Here is an 18532-nt window from a genome sequence, read left to right as displayed (position 1 = left end):
TGGCTCGCTCCCAGGAGTCCGCGGAGGCTCCGCACACGCCCCACACACGAGGAGCCCCCCCAGCAGCAGCAACGCGACGCGCCCCATGACTACAGCCCCGCCGCCGTCTTCAGGAACTGGAACACGCGCGTGTTGTCGAGCGTGCCCTTGAACAGCTCCGCGTCCGCGCCGCCGGCCATCAGCATCACATCGCCGCCGCCGTGCGTCTCGCTGGAGACGCGCACGGCCGACAGGTGCGTGAAGTTCTTGTCGAGCACGTTCACCGTGTCCGTGCTGGAGCGCACGAGCGGCCGGTTGGGGCCGTTGCCAAACACCAGCGTCGGATAGGGATAGCCATCGCCATCCACCAGCGGAGTGCCCGTGGCCGGGTCACGCACCACGTCCACCACGTGCGTCCCCTGCCCGCGCTGGCCGTAGCCATTCATCGCCAGCGTGTGGTCATGGTCCGCCGTCACGACGATGAGCGTGTTGCTCAGGTCCACGCTGTCCACCGCGGCCTTGATGGCGGCATCGAACGCGGCCGCGTCACCCAGCGCCTTCTGCACCTGCGTGCCGTGCAGTGCATGGTCGATGCGCCCCCCCTCCACCATGAGGAAGAAGCCGCGATCGTCATTGTCCGCCGCCGAGGCCTTCTTCAGGACCTGGATGGCGGCCAGCGTCATCTCCGCGAGGCTCGGCTCCTTCGTGGAGTCGCGATCCAGCTCGTAGCTCATGTGGCTGGTGGCGGAGAACAAGCCGATGAGCTTCGTGGTGGTCGACGGAATCGTGCGCAGGCCGGTCGCGTCCTTCACGTAGGTGTAGCCCTGGGACCGCAGCTCCTCGACGAGGTCGCGCCCATCCGGCCGGCCCTTCGGATTGGTCGTGGCGTTGACGGGCGTCCAGTGGTTCGCGCCGCCGCCCATCAGCACGTCCACGCCAGTGCCCAGCGACGGATTCGCGCCCGCGCCCCCGGGCACCGCCTGCGCCGCGATGTCATACGCGAGGTCGCGATGACAGATGTGCGAGTACGTGGCGGCGGGCGTCGCGTGCGTCAGCTCGGTCGTGGTGATGGAACCCACCGACTTGCCCGCGGCCTTGGCCAGCTCCAGGATGGTGCGCACCGGCGAGCCGTTGCCCGTGGCGGCGCAGTGCCCGTCCGCCTCGATGCGCGCGACGGTGTCCGGGCTCATGGACAGCACCTCGTTGCGCATCTTCACGCCCGTCATGTACGCGGACATGGACGGCGCGCTGTCGGTGGTCTGCGCATCGAGCGAGTACGTCTTGATGAGGGCCGTGCGCGGCAGCTTCTCCATCTGGAGCTTGCCCGCCTCGCCGTAGACATAGATGCGCGTGGCGGTGACGGTGGTGGGGCCCATCCCGTCGCCGAGGAAGAAGATGACGTTCTTCGCCTTGCCCGCGGCGTGCGCGGGAGCGGCCATCAGGGCCAGGGCGGTGCCCCCGGCGAGCAGCGTGTTCTTGAGGTTCATGGCGGCGATTCCCTTTGTCCGCGTCACAGCTTGGAGGCGTTGCGAAGGAGGCCGAAGACCTCGGTGTTGGTCATGAAGCCGTGGAACTGCTCGGAGCCGAAGCCCACGGCGCGGAGGGTGACGTCGGTGCCGCCGTGCGTCTCGGCGCCGGTGGGCATGTGGATGGCGGCCTCCTGGTGGTACTCGTCGCCCGCGGTGAGGTCCTCGGTGAGCGTGGGCGCGAAGGCGCGCGAGCCCATCACGCGGCGCTCGCCGTTGCCGAAGCCGAGGATGGTGTACGGCTGGCCATCCGCGTCGAGCGTGGGCGCGCCCTCTTGCGCACCGGCGTAGTTGCGCACGAGCCCCAGCACGCCCGCGTTGGTCGCCGTGGTGGCGCCAGTGCGCTTCGCGTAGCCCAGGTGTACGAGCGTGTGGTCATGATCCGAGGTGAGGACCACGAGCGTGTGCTCCAGGTTCGGATCCTTCTTCTTCACCTCGGCCAGCACCGCCGCGAGCGCGTCGTCGAAGGCGACCGTGTCCTTCAGCGCCTTCTTCGCCGTCGTCTCGTGCAGCGCGTGGTCGATGCGCCCGCCCTCCACCATGAGGAAGAAGCCCTTGGGGTTCTGGTCGAGGACCTGCACCGCCTTGACGGCCATCTGCGCGAGGCTCGGCTCCTTGGCCGGGTCGCGGTTCAGCTCGTAGGACATGTGGCTCTCGGTGAAGAGGCCGAGCACCTTCTGCTTCGGCGCTCCAGAAAGAGGCAGGTCCTGGAGCTGCGCGGCCTGCGTGACGTAGCCGTAGCCGCGGGCCTTCAGCTCCGCCACCAGGTCGCGCTTGTCCGCGCGCGTGGTGAACTGCTTGCTGCCGCCGCCGAAGATGACCTCCAGGCCATCCCCCAGGCTGGAGTTGGAGCCCGGCGCGCCCGGCACGAGCTGCTGGGCGATGGCCTCCTCCAGGTCGCGGTTGCTGATGTGCGAGTAGGTGGCGGCGGGCGTCGCGTGCGTCACGCGCGTGGTGGTGACGACGCCCGTGGACCAACCGGCGGCCTCGGCCCACTCCAGGAACGTCGGCACGGCGGAGCCCTTGCCGTTGAACGCGGTCTCCGGCGACATCGAGAGGATGTCGTTGTTCATCTTCACGCCCGTCATGTACGCGGACATGGAGGGCGCGCTGTCCGTCACGCGCGAGTCGCGCGAGTACGTGCGCACGAAGCCCGTCTCGGGCAGCGTGTCCAGGGTCAGCTCACCGTCCTCGCCCCGAGCGAAGATGCGCGCGGCGGTGACGACGGGGATGCCCATGCCGTCCCCGAGGAAGAAGATGACGCGGTCAGCGTGCGGCGTGCCGGCTTGATGCGCGGCCTCGTGCGCGGATGCGAGCGCACCGGGGCCCGGGTCCGGGACGCCCGCGTCTGGAATGACGGTGGCGGGACCCTGCGGGCCCTGAGGCCCCTGCGGACCCGCGACGCCCGTATCTCCCTTCGGGCCCTTCTCTCCTTCGCAACCCACCAGGGCCGTGGTGCTGCCCAGGAGCAGCGCCGCGGTGGCGAGCCCCACGAGACGTGAAGACATGAACCGAAACCTCCAGAGGATGAGCGCCTCGCCGCGTGGCGTGACGCGGGGCGCATCCTGGGGAGGCCATGTGGCGAACGGTCGCTGCGGGCGGTGACTTGTTCATCACGAGGACGCCGGGAAGGTGACAACCCGGCGACCTCGCGTGACGTTCTCACTCAGGGTTCAGCGCGCACGCCGCCGAGTCCTTCGAACTCCACGGTGCCGCCGCGAGCCACGCCCACGGACTGGCACCACCCTCCGGGAACCTCCAGCACGTACAGGCCCGGGACGCCCACCGTGCGGCCCGTGAGCGTGCGCGGCTCGGCGCGCTCGATGATGCCCACCACGCGGCGCTCGGCATTGATGAAGAGCATGTCCAACGGGATGAGCGTGTTGCGCATCCAGAAGCTCTGGACCTCTTCCTCCGGGAAGATGAAGAGCATGCCCTGGCCCGCGGGCAGCGCCTTGCGCCACATGAGGCCACGGGTGCGGGCGTCCGCCGTGGCGGCCACCTCCACCTCCACGCGGTGCACCCCCCCGAAGGCGTCCTTCAGCCGCACGGCTGCGCGCGGCAGCGCTGGCATCACATAGTCCTCCGCGGCGAGGTCCTTCGAGGCGGGACGCGGGGCTGGGGGCCGGGGCGGCGGCGCGGCCGGGGCTTCCTGGCAGGCCGGCGCGCCCAGCAACGCGGCGCCCAGGGCCACGGCACGAAGCGAGCGCGTCATGACGGGTGCTGGGGGTGCAGGGGCTTGTTGAGCAGCTTCTCGGTCAGGTCGGAGCCCAGGCTGTCCGACATCAGGCGCTCCACGAGCGTCTCGAAGTCCACGCGCTGGGATTCGCTGCTGTAGATGAACCGGATGCCCATGCCCGGCTCCTCGCCGTCGGCCTTGGACCAGACGACCTCGCCGAGCAGCTCGAAGGGGGCCTCGCGCTGGGGCACCGTCAGCTTGAAGAGGAAGCGCGTGCCGATGGGCAGCGGCTTCTTCGTCTTGATGAACGTCCCCCCCTTGCTGATGTTCTTCGTGTAGTCAGCGAAGAAGGAGTTGAGTTTCTTGTAATCGACCTTGAGCTCGATTGGGGCGCGCCCGTGCTGGCGCAGGTCGGATCCGCTCTTCTGTTCGGACATGCTGGCGGGGAGTATAGGGGAGGCCATGCGGCAAGTCCTCCTTCGTGCCCGGGGCCTGCTGGCCCGCCCGGCCGTCCTGGCCATCGTCCTGCTGCTCGCCGGGGGTGGCTCGGCGCTCGTGCTCGCCCCGCTCTTCGAGGTGCCCGGCTTCGAGCTGGGGCTGGCCCTCTCCATCGCCGGGGGCCTGCTCGGGGGTGGCACGGGCATCGCCGCGGCGTTCCAGGAGCGCCGCGTCCTCCAGGCGACGGGGCCCCGGCCCGCCGGGGTCGAACCCGCCACCTCCCCCGCCGTCACGGTGCTGCGCGCCTGGGGTGCCAGTGCCCTGCTCAACGTCGCGGTGCTCATTCCGCCCTTCGTGTGCGCCACACTCTTCGCGCGGCTGCGCACGGCGTGCGACCCGTTCGAGTTGGTGGGGTTCTTTCCGCTGCTCACCCTGCCCACCGCCCTGTTGGCCTCGGCGGCCGGCGTCTTCTCGGGCCTCGCGGCGAGCCGCCCTCGGGGCGCGGCGGGCATTTACGCCCTGCTGGTGCTCGGCTCGGCGGTGGCCACGGCGTGGCCGCTGGTGGCCGGTCCTCAGGTGTTCGCCTTCAATCACTTCCTGGGGCACCTGCCCGGGCCGCTGTACGACGAGGCGCTCCACGTCACGCCCGCGCTGGGTTGGTTCCGCCTGGAGACCCTGCTGTGGGCCGTGCTGCTCGCCGCCCTCTCCGCGGCGCTGCTGGACGCCACGACGGGACGGTTGGGGCGACCCCGGAGCGCGGGGGCGCTGGTGCTCGTCGCGCTGGCGGCGACCAGCATCGTGATGCTGGAGCGACATGGGCCCCAGCTGGGCCTGCGCATGACGGACGGCTATCTGGCGGAGCAGCTCGGCGGCGTGCGTGAGACGGACCACTTCGTCCTGCACTACCCGCGGGGCAAGCCGCGCGAGGACATGGACCGGATGGCGCGCGACCTGGAGTTCCGCTACGCGCAGCTGTCGGGCTTCCTGGGCGTGGCCCCCGAGGGCCGCATTACCGTGTGGCTCTACCGCTCCGAGGACGAGAAGCAGCGGCTGGTGGGCGCCGGGCGCACGCAGTTCGCCAAGCCGTGGCGGCGCGAGTTGCACATCCAGGACCGGCCCTTCCCGCACAGCACGCTGCACCACGAGCTGGCGCACGTCATGGCGGGCCCCGCGGGCAGCGGCTTCTTCCACGTCACCACGCGGATGGGCGTGTGGCCCCTGATGGGCGTCATCGAGGGGCTCGCGGTGGCGGCGGATGATCCGGTCCAGGGCGACCTGACGCTGCACCAGTGGGCCGCGGGCATGCGCAAGCAGAAGCTGGCGCCGGACATGCGCAAGCTGATGGGCCCCGAGGGCTTCTACCAGTCCGCGCCCGCGCGCGCGTACACGGTGGCGGGCTCGTTCCTGCGCTACCTCGCGGACACCTACGGCGCGCCCAAGCTGCTCGCCGCCTATGCGCACGCGGACTTCGCCGGCGCCTACGGGCGGCCCCTGGACGAACTGGTGTCCGAGTGGGAGCGCTACGTGGATGCGCTGCCGCTGGATGCCTCGGCGGTGGCGCGCGCCTTCGCTCGCTTCCGCACGGGAAGCCTCTTCTCGCGCGCGTGTGCGCGTGAGGTGGCCCGACTGGCCGATACCGCCCGCGACGCGCTGACGAGCGACCCCGAGGACGCGCTGCAACGCTACGCGCGCGCCGCGCAGCTCCAGCCCGAGGAGCCCACGTACCGGCTGGGACAGGCCGTGGCTCTGGACGCGCTGGAGCGCTCGGACGAGGCCGCCTCCGTGCTGAGCGCGCTGGCGGAGCAGGTGAAGGACCGGCCCGCGCTCGCCGCGGACGTGGCCCTGGCTCGCGCCGACGTGGCCCTGCGACAGGAGCAGCCCGACACCGCGCGCGGCTTCCTACAAAGCGTGCTCGCGCTCGACGCGGGCCCGGACCCCACCCGCACGGCGCAGGTGAAGCTGGCCGCGCTGGACACCCCGGGGCTGCGCGAACCCATCACCGCGTACTTCCGCGCGCCCCGCGAGGAGCTGCGCCTCCTGCTGCTCTCTCGCGCGCTCCAGGGCGCGCCACAGGATGCGTACCTGCACTACCTGCTGGGGCGGCGGCTGGGACAAGCCGGCGCGCCCGCGCTGGCCGCCGAGCACCTGCAACGCGCCCTGACGTTGGACGTGCTGCCCGAGGCCCTGCGTCGCGAGGCGTGGAGGCTGAGCATCGAGACGGCGTACCTGGCGGGAGATTGCGGCGCGGTGCGGCACGCGCTCGGTTCGGTTCCCGACTATGGGCCGGCGTTCCGTCTGGCAGCGTCAGAATGGCAGGCTCGGTGTGATTTCGAGGAAACCACCTTCCGCGGACCTCTGGTGCCGCGCCAGGCTTTCCGCTAGACGCTGGCGCCCGCGCCACGGGCGCGACATTGCCTACACCCGCAGGAGGCAGGGAATGCGATTCGAGACGAGGCAGCGGATCCAGGGGTCGGTGACGGAGGTGGAGAACGCGCTGCTCGACGCGCGCTACTTCGAATTTCTCCTCAAGCACCACGGCGTGCTGCTGGAGCTGCAGCCCCTGGAGGTGAAGGACGAGGGCAACGTGGTGCGCCGCAAGGTGCGCTACCGCCCCAAGCCCGTCATCTCGTCCATCGGGCCCAAGCAGGTTCCGCCCGAGTGGTTCGCCTTCATCGAGACGTCCACCTACGACAAGCGCAAGAAGGAGATGTCCTTCACCAACGTGCCCACCTCCGGCACCATCTCCAAGATGCTGGTGAACACGGGCGTGCTGCGCTTCCGCGACCTGGGCAACGGCCAGACGGAGCGCTCGCTGGACGGAGAAATCTCCCTCAAGCTTCCCTTCCTGATGAAGCCGCTGGCGCTCATCGGCGAGAAGATCATCCAGGCCGAGGGCCTGAAGATTCTCGACAACGAGATTCCGGTGCTCAACCGCTTCATCGCCGAGGTCATCCGCAAGGCCGCCTGAGGCGCGCGGCGAGGCGGCGCGAGGGGCCAGGGAATGGGTTGACACCTGAGTGGTTCACCCCATAAGGCCCCGTCATGCACAAACGCTTCCTCGTCGTCTGCTGCCTGTCCCTGCTGGCCGCGTGCGCCCCGAAGCGCATCCCCGGCACCAACATCAGCGACACGTCCGAGACGCGCGCCATCCTGCAGGAGATGGAGCGCTACCGGGCCGCGCTCGAGGCGCTGGACGCCAAGGCGATCGTCGCGCTCGTGTCCCCGAAGTTCCACGATGACGCGGGCACCGAGAGCCCTGAGGACGACCTCACCTACGCCAACCTCCTGCCGCACCTCCAGGCCCTGTTCCAGAAGATCAAGGACCCGAAGGTGGAGATGAACGTGCGCCGCGTGGAGTTCAGCGACAATGGCGACGTGGCCGCCGCCGTCTACTACTGGAAGGCGAGCTGGCGCCTGCCGGGCCTGACGCCGCGCGCGGATCAGGACTCGGAGCTCAAGCAGATGGTCTTCCAGCGGGTGGATGGCCACTGGAAGATTGTCTCCGGCATCTGAGCCGCAAGCGCGCCCCTCAGGCCCCGACGAGGTCGCGAAGACCCGCGGGGCCGAGGGTCGCCAGCGCACGCGCCCGGGACAAGTAGGTGCGGTAGTCCTTGGGCGTCAGCTTGTCCGGCGGCAGCGGGGACAGGTGGTAGTCCCGGATGCGGCTGGCCGTGAAGCGCACGGCGCCGAAGAGCGCGTGGCCGTAGAGGCTGGCGCGCTCGACCTCGGACAGCGGGCGCGCGTCCTGGTAGCCCCGCACCAGCGCGCGGCACAGCTCGGGTTGATAGGCCCCGTCAAAGCACCACGCGTTGAGCGTGATGGCCACGTCGAGCGTGTACGCCTCCCGGCAGGCCATCTCGAAGTCGAAGAACGCCCCCACCCGCTCCCCGAGCCACTTCACGTTGTCCAGGAAGAGGTCCGCGTGGATGACGCCCAGGGGCTCCAAGCCCTGGCGCTCGGACTCGGCTCGCGCGAGCAGTGAGGTCAGCTCTCGCGCGGCCTCCGCCAGCTCCGGCTCGGGGCGCTGGCGCAGCCCTTCCAGCCACCCGCTCACCTGACTCGGGCCGTAGGGATTGTCGCGCGAGGCGCTGAAGGACTGGGTGGCCCGGTGCAGCTTGCCCAGTTCCTGGCCTAGCTGCTCCACGTGCTCGGCGGTGAGCTGCTCGCGCCGCAGCTCCTCACCCACCAGCCAGCGGAAGACGCTCACGCGCCCGCCTTCCAGCGGCAGGAAGTTCGCGCCCGTGCGCGTGGACAGCAGCACCGGCGAGGGGAAGTGGAACTGGGACAAGTGCGTCAGCAGCGCGGCCTCGAAGCGCAGGTCCGCCTCCGTGCGCACCGTCGTGTGACGGACGAAGTAGCGGCCTTGCGCCGTGTCCAGGCGATGGTTCGTGTTGATGGAGCCTTGCGGGATGGGAGTCACCGTCCGCACCGCACCCAGCTCGAACGCCTCGGCCACCTGCGCGAACGCCTCGGCCGAGAGTGTCGTGTACACCGCCATCGCGCACCTCCCGAGCGGATGCCCCACCGGTTCCCGGCGTTGACACCCACGGAAGCCAGACATATCAGTGCATCTCGTATAGTCATCATAAACGTCCGAAACCATTCAATTTTCGCGCGGGAGAGGGGCGTCCCATGGACACGGCAGGCGGCAAGGGGCGCGACGGGGGACCGCGGCGCGAGAGCCTGGGGAGCGCGCTGGCTCAGATTGGCGTGGTGGCGGCGCTGCTGGCGGGCGGGGTGACGTACGGCGTGCATCGCGGGCAGGTGCGCCAGGAGACCGAGACGCACCTGCGCATGGCGCGCGCGGCGGCGCAGCGGGACAACCCGGCGGACCTCGCGGTGGCGATGCAGCAGTTGGACGCGCTCTTCGCCCTCAACTCCGACATGCGGGACGCCCAGGCGCTCGCGGCCGATGTGCAGGCGGAGATGTGGCTGGAGCACCGGCAGCCCGGAGCGGACGCGCGGGCGCGGGCGCACCTGGAGCGCGCGGAGGCGTTGGACTCACGCTCCGGGGAGCGCTACGGCGCGCGCGCACAGCTCCTGCTCGCCGAGGGCAAGACGGCCGAGGCGGAGCGGCTGCTGGAGGAGCTTCGGTCCCAGGGGGCGAACAGTCCTCGGCTGACGCTGGCGCAGGCGCGTGTCCTCCAGCTCAAGGGCGACCTGGCGGGAGCACGACAGGCCTACGCGCGCGCGGCGGATGCCTCCTGGAAGGACCCTCGCTTCGCGACCGCGTACGGCGAGGCCCTCTTGGACGAAGGCCAGTACACCCAGGCCGTGGAGGCCTTCTCGCGCGCCACCACCGCGAACCCGGACCACCTGCTGTCGCGCGTGACGGCCGCGCTGGCCAGGCTGTACGCGGGCCAGCCCCGGGAGAGCGCTGAGCCCACGCTCGCGGACGTGCGCGGACGCGGGCGGGAGCTGACGCCCACGCTCCAGGCACGAGCCGAGGCGCTTCAAGCGGAGATGGCCTTGGCGAAGGGCGCGCTGGACGAGGCCCTGGGCGCGGCGGATCAAGCGCTCCGGGCGCGCGCCGACGAGCGCTTCGCCCTCTTCACCCGCGCCCGTGTGCTGGCCGCGAAGAAGTCACCCGAGGCTCGGGCCGCCTTCGAGGCCGCGGTGGCCGCGCGCCGCACCGCTCCCCTGCCCTACGTCGAGGGTGCGCGTGCACTCCAGTCCGCGGGGGATGGTGCCGGCGCGCTGGCGCTCCTGGACGCCTACGCGACGACGTTCCGAGATGTGAAGGTGACGCCGCCAGACGGCAAGCCCGTGGCCGCGCTGAGCCGGGATGATCGCTACTGGCTGGCGCGCGGCGGAGTGCTGGAGGCCGCGGGCAAGCAGGACGACGCGCTGGCCGCCTACGAGCAGGCGCTCGCGGTGCGTGGCGTGGGCATGGCCCGGGCGCAGTACGCGAAGGGCGCGCTGCTGCTCGCGCGCAAGGACTACGCGGGAGCCAAGCCGCTGCTGGCCGCGGTGGCGCCGGAGACGGGCGCGGGCACCTTGCCGGAGGCCTACGCGGCGATGGGGGACCTGCTCTTCGCGCAGGGCGACTTCGCGGTGGGCTGCCAGCACCACTACTTCGGGCTGGTGCGGGCGCGGGCCCAGGGTGTCCCCCGCGCCCAGCTCGCCTCTCGCATCGAGGCCGTGCGCCAGCGGCTCGAGGCCGCCGGGCAGGCCAACATGGCCAAGGCGTGGGTCACGCAGACGGCGGCGACGCTACAGTAGCTCCGCGGGATCCAACTGGCGGTGCTTCGCCTTCACCACGCGCCACTCGCCGTCGGCTTCCTTCTCGAACGTGCCCTCGATGGCATAGGCGCTGAGGACGCTCTCACGCGCCAGGTCCTCCAGCTTGTCCGCCTGTGAGCGGCCGAAGATGAAGCGCGCGCGGAAGTCGCCTTGCGTGGGCGACACCTCGTGCACGTCGATGTCCGTGGTGAAGATGCGCACCCATTGGCCGCGCAGCACCTGGCCCGCCAGGATGCGATGCACGTCCTGACGGTTCCACCCGTCCGTCGTCTTGAAGCGCTCGGACACGCCCTCCATCACCGCGCCGACGTTCTTCTCCTCCGCCGCGCGGGTCATGTTGATGATCTGCCGGGTGACGGCGTCCTTCACCCCGGGCTCCTCGCGCGGCCAGAAGCACAGCACGAGGAACGCCGCCACCAACGCCAGTCCACCCGCCACCACGCGCGAACGCGTCACCGTCACCATCTCACGCCGCTCCCGCCTCGGTGTCCGGCTCCATCACCAGCTCGTCCGCGTCGATGATCTCCGCGGGCCGCAGCGCCTCGCCAATCTGCTTCAGTCGGCGATCCGAGAGCTGCTCCAGGTACGTGCGGATGTGCGGGAAGGCCTTCACCAGTTCGTGGAAGGCGCCGCGGTCCAGCGAGGCCGCCGCCGTCTTGCGCGTGGCCACCACCGTGGCCGTGGCACGCAGGCCCGTGAGCAGGGAGATCTCCCCCGCCACGTCGCCCTCGCGCAGCACGCCCAGCGTCACCACGCCGCCAGCGGGGTCCTCCTTCTGCACCACCAGCTCGCCGGCGAGCACCAGGAACAGGCCCGGCGAGTGCTCACCCTCCACGAGCACCTTCTCGCGCGCCTGGAGGGCCCGGAAGGTGAAGCGCTGGAGCATCGCGCCGCGCTCCGACTCGGGGAGCTGCTGGAACATGGGCGAGGTGGCCATCAGGTTGCGGGCCATGCGCTGCTGCGCGAAGTCCGCCAGCACCTGCGGCACGTCCGGGTGGCTCTTGGCCACCACGTTGAGGTGCTCACGGCGGATCTCGAAGACTTCCGCATCGGACACCGCGGTGACCGTGGCTGTGGGTGGCGCGCCGGTGAGCAGGGAGATCTCTCCGAAGATGGAGCCGCCGCCCAGGAAGCCCAGGGTGCGCGCCTCGCCCTCCACCCGACGCGTCACCTCTGACTTGCCAGCGACGATGACGTGCAGGTGGTCGTTCGGCTCACCCTCGTGGATGATGACCTCGTCCGGCTTGACCACGCGCCAGCCCATGCGGGCCACCAGGTCGATGAACGCGTCGCGGCCCAGGTCCGCGAACAGCGGCAGCGGCGGACGGCCGTGCGGATCCGCGGCGCCGCCCGGATCCGGCGCGGCGAGCACCTCGATGGCGCGCGAGGACAGCTCCTCGCCCATCAGGCCCATGAGGTCCGTGTCCACCTTGCCGTCGTAGAGCACCTCGGGAGGCAGCGGCGGAGGCACGGCCGCGCGGCCCGGGGCGCTGCGTGCCGCGCGCGAGTGGACGCGCACCAGTGTGTCCTTCAGCCGCCGCTCGGACGGAGACAGCTCCAGCCCCAGCTTGCAGGCCGCGATGGCGCTGAGCAGGTAGTCGCGGCGCAGGAGTCCCTCCGCGCACGCGTGGTACGCGGTGACGGCGCGCTCTCGCTCGCCCAGCTCGGCCAGGCACCGCGCCGCCAGCATTCGCGAGCGATGGTCCGCCGGCACACGGCGCACCGCCTCGGCGAACACCGCGAGGGCCCGCTCGAACTGGCGCTCCTCGATGAGGTCCACCCCGAGTTCACGCAGCGACGACTCACTCATCCCGAACCTCTCGCCCTGTCTGCATCATCCCACCCTGCGCACGGCCCACGTGTCACTCTCCCGACTTCGGCTGCATCTCGCCCAGGTACATCTCGGCCTTGCGCTTGACGTCCGCGTCCTCGGCGGATGCCTCGATGACGATCTTGAACTTCTCCGTGGCGGCCTGCGGATCCCGGTCCCGCTGGATGTACGCCTGGAGGAACAGCTCCTCCACCCGCTTCTGCAGCGTGCTGAGCCCGTCCCGCGCGCGCGAGTCGCCCGGGTTGAGGCGCAGCGCCTCGCGGAAGTGGGTGGACGCCGCGCCCAGGTCGCCGCGCTTCAAGGCCGCCTGGCCCGCGGACACGGACGCCGAGGCGAGTTGCTCGTCGATGGAGTTCACCAGCGAGCCGCTGAAGCCAATCTGCCGGTACAGCTCGGCGGCGCGGCGCAGCGGCTTCACCGCCGCCTCCAGCGCACCGGACTGGTACTTGCGCTGACCGTCCTCGAACGCCGTCTTGAACAGCGGGATGAGGCGCTTGAGGTCGCGCGCCCGATCGCGGATGTCCTTGTCCGCCTTGTTCTTGTCCACCACGCGGTCGCACTCCAACACCGCGCGCTGGAAGTCACCGCCGTTGAAGCGCCGCTCCACGTCGATGAAGGCCTCGGCGACCAGCTCCTCGCGGCGACGCTTGGCCGAGTCCGCCGCGTTGGCGTTGCGGATGCGCGTCTGCCGGGCCGCGTCCGTCGCCTCCTTCGCCAGCTCCGCCTCCAGGTCCGTCAGCTTCTGCTGGTAGATGGGCCGGGCGTTCTCGGGCAGCTTCTCCAGGAGCGGTCGCACCGCCTCGGGGTCCCTCGACGCGAGCGCCGCGTCCGCCTGCGACACGAGGAACTGGCCTTCCTTCTCCTGGAGTTCGGTCTCCAGCTTGGTCTTCTCTTCGTCGCTCTTCGCCGTGCCCTGGGGCGCCGCGGCCAGCTTCGCCCGCGCTTCCTCGAACTTGTTCTCCGCGATGAGCGCGCGCGCCTGCTCCAGCGCCTCGGCCACCGCCTGCTGCTTGCGGGCGGCCTTGCCCAGCCCATCCACGTCCACGCCAGGGTTGAGCTTCTCGGCCTCTTCCACGAAGCGCACCGCGTCCGCGAACTCGCCCCCGCGAACCGACTCGCGGGCCCGCTGCATGAGCTGGGTGGACTTGGCGATCTTCGGATCCGGAGGCGGCGGAGGCGGCGGATCCTTCTTCGCGAACACGAGGCCCATCACCAGCAGCAGCACGACCACGCCGCCGCCGATAGCGAAGAGCTTCATCTTCGGATCCATCCCCTGCGGCGTCCGACTGACGGAGCGCGCCGGCGGTCGCGACTTGCTCGGCCCCGGGGAGCTGCCCTGCGGCTGGGCGCCCGGCCGCATCAGGTCCGAGAGCTTGTAGTTGGCGTTGGTCGCCTCGTTGAAGCGCGGATCATTCGGATCCACGTCCGAGCCACGCGCCGCGCCCGAGGACCGCGCGCCCTCCTTGGCCGGAGCGGGCTTCTCCTTGGGCGCCGACTCCTTCTCGCTGTCCGCCTTGGCGCGCAGCTCCTTGATCTGCTCGGCCTCGTCCACGAAGCGCAGGCGCGTCTTGCCCACGGCGATCTCGTCGCCGTGCTTCAGCAGGCACTCGTCCACGCGCTGATCATTGACCTTGGTGCCGCTGACGCTGCCCAGGTCGCGCATGACGACGCCCTTCTCGCCGTACACGAACTCCAGGTGGCGCCGGGACACGGACTGGTCCGTGAGGACGAAGTCGCAGTCCTTGCCGCGCCCCACCACCAGCCGCACGCCCTGGAAGCGCTTCTTGCGGCCCTTGTCCGGCCCCTCCAGGGACTCGACCAACACGGGAGGCCCCGCGCGCGTGGCCTCGGAGTTGTCGTCCTCGTCCTCCGAGCTGTTGGACGCCTCCTCGCGGAGCACCTCCACGGAGGCCACCCGCGTCTCGCCCGTGAGCGAGCGCTGGGAGTCATCCTCACCGTACAGCTCGGGTCGAGCCTCGTCCGAGCCCCCCTCCTCCGACTCGGGCGCGGACCAGTCCTCTTCCTCCGGCGCCGGACGGGAGGCACGGCCCGAGGCCGCGGGCTTGGGTCTGCGTTCCGCCGGCGCGCCATCCGGACGACCGGTGCCCGCGCGAGACGAAGGTGGGGGACGACGAGGAGGCATGTGCAGGTTCCAGGTTGAAGCGGCGGGCATCTTAGATGGCTGTCCCCACGGTGGGAATGCGGACAGGCCCGTCCCTCCAGGAAGACTGGCCGCCCTTGTCCGTTGAACCCGGCCGCCGTGCCTCCTATGTAGGTACTTCGCGCCCCACCCTTCACCCTGGGAGAGTCCGATCATGCCCCGAGCATCAGCCCCGCCAAGGCGGGCCCGTCCCTCGCAGCTCGCCCCGCTGGCGACACGGCAGCCCGCGCCCACCCCGCTGCTGCCGTCGGGGTTGCTCGAACGCCTCCTGGCCGAGGCCATGGCGCGCGGCGGGGACTTCGCCGAGGTGTACGTCGAGCGGACCTCCACCACCGCGGTCGTCCTGGAGGAATCCCGCATCCGGAGCGCCCAGGTGGGACTGGTGCAGGGCGTGGGCGTCCGCGTCATCGCCGGAGCGAAGGTGGGCTATGCCTACTCGGACGACTGGGACGAGCCCGCGCTGGTGCGCGCCGCCCAGACGGCCGCGATGATTGCCCAGGGCGGTGGCGCCGAGCGCTCGTTCCCAGTGCACCGCGCGCCAGTGCCCAGCCACTATCGGGTGGCCACGCCGCTGGAGGACGTGGCGGTCTCGCTCAAGACGAAGCTGCTGATGCGCGCGGACCGGGCGGCGCGTGGCTTCGACTCGCGCATCCAGCAGGTGAACGCCACCTACGTGGACCAGACGCGGCGCATCTCCGTGGCGAACACGACCGGGCACTACAGCGAGGACACGCAGGACCTGTGCCGGCTCGCGGTGCATGTGGTGGCGCTGGGCAAGGGGAACGAGCGGCGCACGGGCATGTACGGCGGCGGCGGTCGGGTGCCCTTCACGCACTGGGACCTGCACCCGCCCGAGGAAGTCGCCAGAGAGGCGGCACGGCAGGCCATCGCCACGCTGGGCGCGGTGGACTGCGCGGCGGGCCCTCAGACGGTGGTGCTCGCGCCGGGCTGGAGCGGCATCCTCTTGCACGAGGCGGTGGGCCACGGCCTGGAGGCGGACTTCATCCGCAAGGGCACGTCCCTCTTCGCCGGGAAGCTGGGCGAGAAAGTCGCCTCGGAGCTCGTGACGGTCATCGATGACGGCACGGTGGCGAGCGCCCGCGGTTCCATCAACATCGACGACGAGGGCACTCCCGCCGAGCGCAAGGTCCTCATCGAGAAGGGCGTCCTGAAGGGCTACCTCTACGACTCGCTCAACGCGAAGCTGATGGGCCAGCGCTCCACGGGCAGCGGCCGCCGCGAGACGTTCAAGAGCATGCCCCTGCCCCGCATGACGAACACGTTCCTGGCGCCCGGAGACCACGCGCCCGAGGACATCCTCGGCGAGGTGAAGCGCGGGCTGTACTGCGCCACCTTCGGCGGAGGCCAGGTGGACATCAGCAACGGCAACTTCGTCTTCGAGGTGAGCGAGGCCTACCAGATCGAGGACGGCAAGCTGGGCCGCCCGGTGAAGAACGCCATCCTCGTGGGCGTGGGGCCCGAGGCGCTCAAGAACGTCACGCGCGTGGGGTGCGATCCGCGCCCGGATCCAGGCATGGGCGTGTGCGTGAAGGATGGGCAGATGCTGCCGGTGGGCGTGGGGCTGCCCACGGTGCGAATCGACAACGTGACGGTGGGCGGCACGCGGGTCGGCTGAGGCCGGACGGAAAGAGGGAGACGTCGACCATGAGCAACTACGAGCAGCTCGCGAAGAAGGTCGTCCAGCGCGCGAAGAAGAAGGGCGCGCAGCAGGCCGAGGCATTCCTCGAGGTGGGCCGGCAGAGCAGCGTCCGCGTGCGAGAGGGCCAGGTGGAGGACCTCACCGAGGCCACCAGCAAGGGCGTGGGCGTCCGCGTCATCGTGAAGAACCGGCTCGGCTTCGCCTTCACGTCCGACTTCACGCCCGCGGGGTTGGACCGAGTCGCGGACCTCGCCGTGCAACTGGCCGAGGCCGCCGCGCCCAACAAGCTCAACGGGCTGCCCACCCGCAACGAGCTGGGCAAGCCCGTGGATCCAGGCCCCCTCTTCGACCCGAAGGTGGCGGGGCTCGCCGGCGACTGGAAGATTCGCGCGGCCCTCGAGGCCGAGAAGGCCGGGCGCGACGAGGACGCGCGCGTGGCCACGTTCGACTCGGTGTCCGCCGGTGACTTCGTGACGGAGGTCTACCTGGCCTCCAGCGAGGGCATGACGGGGAGCCACAGCGGCACCTACGTGTACATCGTCGCGGTGCCGGTGGCCTCGGGGGGGGGCCAGCTCCAGACGGGGTACTGGCTCGACTACAAGCGCTTCCTCGACGACCTGGAGTCGCCCGAGTCCATTGGCCGAGAGGCCGCGCGCCGAGCGGTGCGCATGCTGGGCGCCCGACAGGTCAAGACGCAGCAGGTGCCGGTGCTGTTCGATCCGCTGGTGGCCGCGTCCTTCGTGGGCAACCTCGCCACCGCGGCGGACGGAAACGCCGTGCACCAGAAGGCCAGCGTGCTGGCGTCGCTCAAGGGCAAGCGGCTGGCGGGTTCACATGTGACGCTGGTGGATGATGGGCTGCTCGCGCGCGGCCTTGCCACCACGCCGTTCGACGGCGAAGGCGTGCCCACGCGGCGCACGCCCATCCTGGACCAGGGCGTGCTCACCCACTTCCTCTACGACGCGTTCACGGCGCGCAAGGCCAAGGCGCGCACCACGGGCAACGCGGCGCGCGGCTACAACGCGCTGCCGGGCATCGGCACCACGAACCTCTACCTGGAGCCGGGCAAGCGCGCGCCCGAGGAGCTGATCCGCGAGGTGGATCAGGGCCTCTACGTGACGGCGCTCCTGGGACACGGCGCGGATCCCGTGTCCGGGGACCTGTCCGCGGGCGCCACCGGGCTGTGGATCGACAAGGGCGAGCTGACGCACCCCGTGCAGGAGGTCACCGTGGCCGGCAACCTGCTCCAGATGCTGACCGACCTGGACGCGGTGGCCAGCGACCTCCAGTTCCGAGGCGGCCCCGTGGGCGCGCCCACTGTCCGCTTCCGTCAGCTCACGGTCTCGGGCGCGTAGTCCGCCCCGCCACGTCGCCCTACGCTCCCCCGCCGCTGACGCTCCTGGCGCTGGGGCGAGAGGATGTCAGGGGTCTCTTGTATCCACACACCCGGCGCGCCATCGCGGCGCGCGTCCAGGGAGGGGCACGCACATGGCAGCGAAGTCCGCACGCAAGGCCGCCGCCAAGACGACGACGCCGCGCAAGCCGCGCCGCAAGAAGGCCGAGCCGAAGTCCAGGGGACTCACCGTGGCGGAGGTCGCCAGCGACGCCGCCGCGTACCCCATCGAGCTGTTGGAGGCGGTCCGCGCGGACGGCGGCGAGGTGCTCAGCGTCTATCGGGATCCGCTGGGCGCGCACCCCGTCGTGCTCGCCGCGCTGCCCATCGACAAGGTGGAGCCCACGCCCTACCAACGCGACCTGTCCGAGCCGCACGTGAAGCGGCTCGCCACCGCGATGGAGCGGTTGGATCGCTTCCTCGACCCCGTCATCGCGGTGCGCAAGGACGGCCGATACTGGACACCCAACGGCAACCACCGGCTGCACGCCAGCAAGCTGCTCGGAGCCAAGGCCATCGTCGCGCTGCTCCTGCCCGAGGAGGACGTGGCCTATCAAATCCTCGCCCTCAACACGGAGAAGGCCCACAACCTAAAGGAGCGCTCGCTCGAGGTCATCCGCATGTACCGCGGCCTCGTGGGCGCCGGGCGCGGAGGCCCCGAGACGAACTTCGCGCCGCTCTTCGACGAGCCCTCGTTCATCACCCTGGGCGCGGCCTATGAGCTGCGCCCCCGCTTCTCCGCGGGCGCCTACCACCCCTTCGTCAAGCTCGTGGAGTCCTTCCAGTCCCGGCCGCTCGCCGAGATGCTCCCCCTGCGCGAGGCCCGCGCCACGCGCCTCCTGGAGCTGGACGACGCGGTCGTCGCCGTCGTCAACGCGCTCAAGGAGCGGGGCATGCAGAGCCCCTACCTCAAGAACTTCGTCGTCGCGCGCATCAACTTCCTGCGCTTCCGCAAGGACGGCGCGCCGCCGGACTTCGACGCCACCCTGGAGCGGATGCTCGCCAGCGCCCGCAAGTTCAAGGTGGACTCGGTGCGCAAGGAAGACATCGGCCGCATGGGGGGCGGGCCCCTGGAGCCGGATGAGGACGCCAGCTAGGGAACAGGCCTTGCAAGTCCGTGGT

The 18532-nt window shown here is 70.8% G+C and carries 15 protein-coding genes; 7 read left to right on the top strand and 8 right to left on the bottom strand.

All coding sequences use genetic code 11. The features are described 5' to 3' along the window. Positions 1 to 89: 89 nt before the first annotated feature. The 4 genes from JGU66_20655 to JGU66_20640 all read right to left on the bottom strand — a co-directional run bounded on the left by JGU66_20655 (position 90) and on the right by JGU66_20640 (position 4121). Positions 90 to 1466, bottom strand: coding sequence for an alkaline phosphatase (locus JGU66_20655; GenBank protein MBJ6763187.1), 1377 nt, complete (start codon positions 1464 to 1466; stop codon positions 90 to 92). A 23-nt stretch (positions 1467 to 1489) separates the two neighbouring features. After that, positions 1490 to 3013 (bottom strand): alkaline phosphatase, encoded by a 1524-nt coding sequence (locus tag JGU66_20650; GenBank protein MBJ6763186.1) that lies wholly within the window; start codon positions 3011 to 3013, stop codon positions 1490 to 1492. 158 nt (positions 3014 to 3171) lie between these two features. After that, positions 3172 to 3720, bottom strand: a complete 549-nt coding sequence (locus JGU66_20645) for a DUF192 domain-containing protein (GenBank protein MBJ6763185.1) — start codon at positions 3718 to 3720, stop codon at positions 3172 to 3174. Beyond that, a complete protein-coding gene (locus JGU66_20640; protein MBJ6763184.1) occupies positions 3717 to 4121 on the bottom strand; it encodes a TIGR02266 family protein in 405 nt (134 codons plus the stop codon). Before JGU66_20640 ends, JGU66_20645 begins: the two co-directional genes overlap by 4 nt. 25 nt (positions 4122 to 4146) lie before the next feature. Between JGU66_20640 and JGU66_20635 the strand changes: the two genes are divergently transcribed. From JGU66_20635 to JGU66_20625, 3 genes are all read left to right on the top strand, one after another. Beyond that, the gene (locus tag JGU66_20635; protein MBJ6763183.1) at positions 4147 to 6504 is read left to right on the top strand and encodes a hypothetical protein; all 2358 of its coding nucleotides are present in this window, start codon (positions 4147 to 4149) and stop codon (positions 6502 to 6504) included. Between the two features lie 55 nt (positions 6505 to 6559). Next, the gene (locus JGU66_20630; protein MBJ6763182.1) at positions 6560 to 7090 is read left to right on the top strand and encodes a hypothetical protein; all 531 of its coding nucleotides are present in this window, start codon (positions 6560 to 6562) and stop codon (positions 7088 to 7090) included. 74 nt (positions 7091 to 7164) lie between these two features. Next, positions 7165 to 7635 carry a nuclear transport factor 2 family protein gene (locus JGU66_20625; GenBank protein ID MBJ6763181.1) on the top strand — a complete coding sequence of 157 codons (471 nt, stop codon included), beginning with the start codon at positions 7165 to 7167 and terminating at the stop codon, positions 7633 to 7635. Positions 7636 to 7651: 16 nt separating this feature from the next. On the opposite strand, the gene JGU66_20620 is transcribed toward JGU66_20625, so the two are convergent. After that, complete coding sequence (locus tag JGU66_20620; protein ID MBJ6763180.1) at positions 7652 to 8620, bottom strand: homoserine kinase; 969 nt, start codon at positions 8618 to 8620, stop codon at positions 7652 to 7654. Between the two features lie 134 nt (positions 8621 to 8754). Between JGU66_20620 and JGU66_20615 the strand changes: the two genes are divergently transcribed. Next, positions 8755 to 10344 (top strand): tetratricopeptide repeat protein, encoded by a 1590-nt coding sequence (locus JGU66_20615; GenBank protein MBJ6763179.1) that lies wholly within the window; start codon positions 8755 to 8757, stop codon positions 10342 to 10344. On the opposite strand, the gene JGU66_20610 is transcribed toward JGU66_20615, so the two are convergent. Genes JGU66_20610 through JGU66_20600 form a run of 3 tightly spaced genes read right to left on the bottom strand, consistent with a single transcriptional unit; the run spans position 10336 to position 14339 of the window. Then, the gene (locus JGU66_20610; protein MBJ6763178.1) at positions 10336 to 10830 is read right to left on the bottom strand and encodes a hypothetical protein; all 495 of its coding nucleotides are present in this window, start codon (positions 10828 to 10830) and stop codon (positions 10336 to 10338) included. The two genes, JGU66_20615 and JGU66_20610, sit on opposite strands and share 9 nt — an antisense overlap. Before the next feature lies 1 nt (position 10831). Further along, the gene (locus JGU66_20605) at positions 10832 to 12175 is read right to left on the bottom strand and encodes a cyclic nucleotide-binding domain-containing protein (protein MBJ6763177.1); all 1344 of its coding nucleotides are present in this window, start codon (positions 12173 to 12175) and stop codon (positions 10832 to 10834) included. A 52-nt stretch (positions 12176 to 12227) separates the two neighbouring features. Continuing rightward, complete coding sequence (locus JGU66_20600; GenBank protein MBJ6763176.1) at positions 12228 to 14339, bottom strand: FHA domain-containing protein; 2112 nt, start codon at positions 14337 to 14339, stop codon at positions 12228 to 12230. A 172-nt stretch (positions 14340 to 14511) separates the two neighbouring features. Between JGU66_20600 and JGU66_20595 the strand changes: the two genes are divergently transcribed. From JGU66_20595 to JGU66_20585, 3 genes are all read left to right on the top strand, one after another. Further along, positions 14512 to 15993 carry a TldD/PmbA family protein gene (locus JGU66_20595; GenBank protein ID MBJ6763175.1) on the top strand — a complete coding sequence of 494 codons (1482 nt, stop codon included), beginning with the start codon at positions 14512 to 14514 and terminating at the stop codon, positions 15991 to 15993. A gap of 29 nt (positions 15994 to 16022) precedes the next feature. Continuing rightward, a complete protein-coding gene (locus tag JGU66_20590; GenBank protein MBJ6763174.1) occupies positions 16023 to 17372 on the top strand; it encodes a TldD/PmbA family protein in 1350 nt (449 codons plus the stop codon). Positions 17373 to 17505: 133 nt separating this feature from the next. Beyond that, positions 17506 to 18507: a ParB N-terminal domain-containing protein gene (locus tag JGU66_20585; protein ID MBJ6763173.1), complete on the top strand. Its 1002-nt coding sequence runs from the start codon at positions 17506 to 17508 to the stop codon at positions 18505 to 18507. Positions 18508 to 18532: the final 25 nt, after the last annotated feature.

The organism is Myxococcaceae bacterium JPH2 (genome assembly GCA_016458225.1).
GTDB lineage: Bacteria > Myxococcota > Myxococcia > Myxococcales > Myxococcaceae > Citreicoccus.
This window is presented reverse-complemented; position numbering and strand designations above follow the sequence as displayed.

What these genes read in the sequence shown, in the direction of transcription:
- JGU66_20655 (MBJ6763187.1), bottom strand. Translation starts at nt 1,466, where the DNA reads ATGAACCTCAAGAACACGCTGCTCGCCGGGGGCACCGCCCTGGCCCTG.
- JGU66_20650 (MBJ6763186.1), bottom strand. Translation starts at nt 3,013, where the DNA reads ATGTCTTCACGTCTCGTGGGGCTCGCCACCGCGGCGCTGCTCCTGGGC.
- JGU66_20645 (MBJ6763185.1), bottom strand. Translation starts at nt 3,720, where the DNA reads ATGACGCGCTCGCTTCGTGCCGTGGCCCTGGGCGCCGCGTTGCTGGGC.
- JGU66_20640 (MBJ6763184.1), bottom strand. Translation starts at nt 4,121, where the DNA reads ATGTCCGAACAGAAGAGCGGATCCGACCTGCGCCAGCACGGGCGCGCC.
- JGU66_20635 (MBJ6763183.1), top strand. Translation starts at nt 4,147, where the DNA reads ATGCGGCAAGTCCTCCTTCGTGCCCGGGGCCTGCTGGCCCGCCCGGCC.
- JGU66_20630 (MBJ6763182.1), top strand. Translation starts at nt 6,560, where the DNA reads ATGCGATTCGAGACGAGGCAGCGGATCCAGGGGTCGGTGACGGAGGTG.
- JGU66_20625 (MBJ6763181.1), top strand. Translation starts at nt 7,165, where the DNA reads ATGCACAAACGCTTCCTCGTCGTCTGCTGCCTGTCCCTGCTGGCCGCG.
- JGU66_20620 (MBJ6763180.1), bottom strand. Translation starts at nt 8,620, where the DNA reads ATGGCGGTGTACACGACACTCTCGGCCGAGGCGTTCGCGCAGGTGGCC.
- JGU66_20615 (MBJ6763179.1), top strand. Translation starts at nt 8,755, where the DNA reads ATGGACACGGCAGGCGGCAAGGGGCGCGACGGGGGACCGCGGCGCGAG.
- JGU66_20610 (MBJ6763178.1), bottom strand. Translation starts at nt 10,830, where the DNA reads ATGGTGACGGTGACGCGTTCGCGCGTGGTGGCGGGTGGACTGGCGTTG.
- JGU66_20605 (MBJ6763177.1), bottom strand. Translation starts at nt 12,175, where the DNA reads ATGAGTGAGTCGTCGCTGCGTGAACTCGGGGTGGACCTCATCGAGGAG.
- JGU66_20600 (MBJ6763176.1), bottom strand. Translation starts at nt 14,339, where the DNA reads ATGCCTCCTCGTCGTCCCCCACCTTCGTCTCGCGCGGGCACCGGTCGT.
- JGU66_20595 (MBJ6763175.1), top strand. Translation starts at nt 14,512, where the DNA reads ATGCCCCGAGCATCAGCCCCGCCAAGGCGGGCCCGTCCCTCGCAGCTC.
- JGU66_20590 (MBJ6763174.1), top strand. Translation starts at nt 16,023, where the DNA reads ATGAGCAACTACGAGCAGCTCGCGAAGAAGGTCGTCCAGCGCGCGAAG.
- JGU66_20585 (MBJ6763173.1), top strand. Translation starts at nt 17,506, where the DNA reads ATGGCAGCGAAGTCCGCACGCAAGGCCGCCGCCAAGACGACGACGCCG.